Source organism: Mesorhizobium sp. B1-1-5 (assembly GCF_006443065.1).
Lineage (GTDB): Bacteria > Pseudomonadota > Alphaproteobacteria > Rhizobiales > Rhizobiaceae > Mesorhizobium.
On record NZ_VFWS01000252.1, the window covers coordinates 1 to 2,061 of the forward strand.

General features: G+C 64.8%; 2 protein-coding genes. Both read right to left on the bottom strand.

Annotated elements, in window-relative coordinates; translation table 11 throughout:
• Positions 1-176 precede the first annotated feature (176 nt).
• Positions 177-662: a GNAT family N-acetyltransferase gene (locus FJ980_RS30070; protein WP_140547243.1), complete on the bottom strand. Its 486-nt coding sequence runs from the start codon at positions 660-662 to the stop codon at positions 177-179.
• Between the two features lie 4 nt (positions 663-666).
• Positions 667-1,770, bottom strand: coding sequence for a 3-isopropylmalate dehydrogenase (leuB, locus tag FJ980_RS30075; protein WP_140547244.1), 1,104 nt, complete (start codon positions 1,768-1,770; stop codon positions 667-669).
• Positions 1,771-2,061: the final 291 nt, after the last annotated feature.

A 2,061-nucleotide genomic window follows, 5' to 3' on the forward strand; every position in this document is an offset into this window, starting at 1 on the left:
CTGCACCGCTGCGACGCTCCTAGGTCACGGAATGGATTCTATGGTCTGCGCTGCGTCGCTTCGCTCCTTGCTCCGCCATAGAATGACGAAGGCGGGGTGGCTGCCGGCTCCCGCGACGTCGGACGGCTGGCTTGCCTTACATTGCTGCGCCCGGTTGGCGCCACTACCGGCCGGCGTCAGGTTCTAGTGACTCTGTTCAGCGCGTCGCCCGACACCCTGAGAAAAACCTTCCGGCCGTGGCGTTCTGCGCCGAGTCGGTCGTAGAAACGCAGCGCGCCTTCGTTCCAGTCTTCCGTGGTCAGATCAATGCGGCCGATGCCTTTGCCGACGCAATAACCGGCGAGAAAGCCGACCAGCGCACGGCCGACGCCCTTGTCTCGGGCGCTGTCGCGCACGAACAGATCCTTCAAGAACATCAGCCGTTCGAGATCAATGCCTGGGTGCGCGATGGCCACCGAGGCGAGGCCGGTCACCTCGCCATCCGCAAAGGCCAAAGCAAAATGTGGATAGGCCGGGCTTTCGTCCTCGAGCCATTGCCGCGCCGTGGCCGCGGCGCGAGCGTGGTCGAGCGGCGCCTGCCGGTAATGCGCTGCCATCGCGCAAAGCACGGTGGCGAGCGCTTCGGCGTCGTCGACCCTCGCCCAGCGAATGTCGACGGTCATACGATCACCCCAGGAACTTGGCGATGATGGCGTCGCCCATCTCGGTGGTGCCGACTTCCTTCATGCCGGCCGAGAAAATGTCCTTGGTGCGCAAGCCGTCGTCGAGCACAGCGGCGATCGACGCCTCGAGCCTGTCGGCCTCGGCGACCATGCCGAAGGAATAGCGCAGGCACATGGCGAAGGAGGCGATCATGGCGATCGGGTTGGCGATGCCCTTGCCGGCGATGTCGGGCGCCGAGCCGTGCACCGGCTCGTAGAGCGCCTTGCGCTTCTTGGTCCTGGCATCCGGCGCGCCGAGCGATGCGGACGGCAACATGCCGATCGAGCCGGTGAGCATGGCGGCGATGTCGGAGAGCATATCGCCGAACAGATTGTCGGTGACGATGACGTCGAACTGTTTTGGCCAGCGCACCAGCTGCATGCCGCCGGCATCGGCCAGCATATGGTCGAGCTTGACGTCGGAATAGCGCGCCTTGTGGGTCTGCGAGACGACCTCGTTCCACAGCACGCCCGACTTCATGACATTGCGCTTTTCCATCGAGGTGACGTGGTTCTTGCGTGTGCGCGCGAGCTCGAAGGCGACGCCCGAAATGCGCTCGATCTCGAACGTGTCGTAGACCTGGGTGTCGATGCCGCGCTTCTGGCCGTTGCCGAGATCGATGATCTGCTTCGGCTCGCCGAAATAGACGCCACCGGTCAGCTCGCGCACGATAAGGATATCCAGGCCCTCGACCACCTCCTGCTTGAGGGAGGAGGAAGCGGCCAAAGCCGGGTAGCAGATCGCCGGGCGCAGGTTGGCGAACAGCTCCATGTCCTTGCGCAGCCGCAGCAGGCCGGCCTCGGGGCGCACCTCGTAAGGCACGGTATCCCATTTCGGCCCGCCGACGGCGCCGAACAGCACCGCGTCCGCGGCCATCGCCTTCGCCATGTCGGCATCCGAAATCGCCGCCCCATGCGCATCGTGAGCGCAGCCGCCGACCAGCCCCTCGTCGGTGGCAAAGCCGCTGCCCAGCCTGTCGTTCATGGCCTTGATCAGCTTCTTCACCTCGGCCATGGCCTCGGGGCCGATGCCGTCGCCAGCGAGCAGGAAGAGATTTTTCGAAGCCATGGAGAACCGTCCCAATAGTATCTGGAGAAACCGCGGCCTTGCTAACCGCCAAGTGATTGCGGCGCAAGGGGATGACTGCTGCGAAATACCAATCGCCGCGATCCGTCGCGCCCCCCTCTGGCCTGCCGGCCATCTCCCCCTCTAGGGGGGAGATCAGCTGTCATTCCGGCTTTCGCCAATCTTCAACGTTGCAGGAGTGAGCGCGGCGCCGAAGCTGCCAATCTCCCCCCAAGAGGGGGAGATGGCCGGCAGGCCAGAGGGGGGCGCGACGGATCGCGGCGATTGGTATTT

Bases quoted from the DNA above. Each gene is read 5' to 3' on its own strand.
- FJ980_RS30070 (WP_140547243.1), bottom strand. From the start codon at position 662: ATGACCGTCGACATTCGCTGGGCGAGGGTCGACGACGCCGAAGCGCTC.
- leuB (WP_140547244.1), bottom strand. From the start codon at position 1,770: ATGGCTTCGAAAAATCTCTTCCTGCTCGCTGGCGACGGCATCGGCCCC.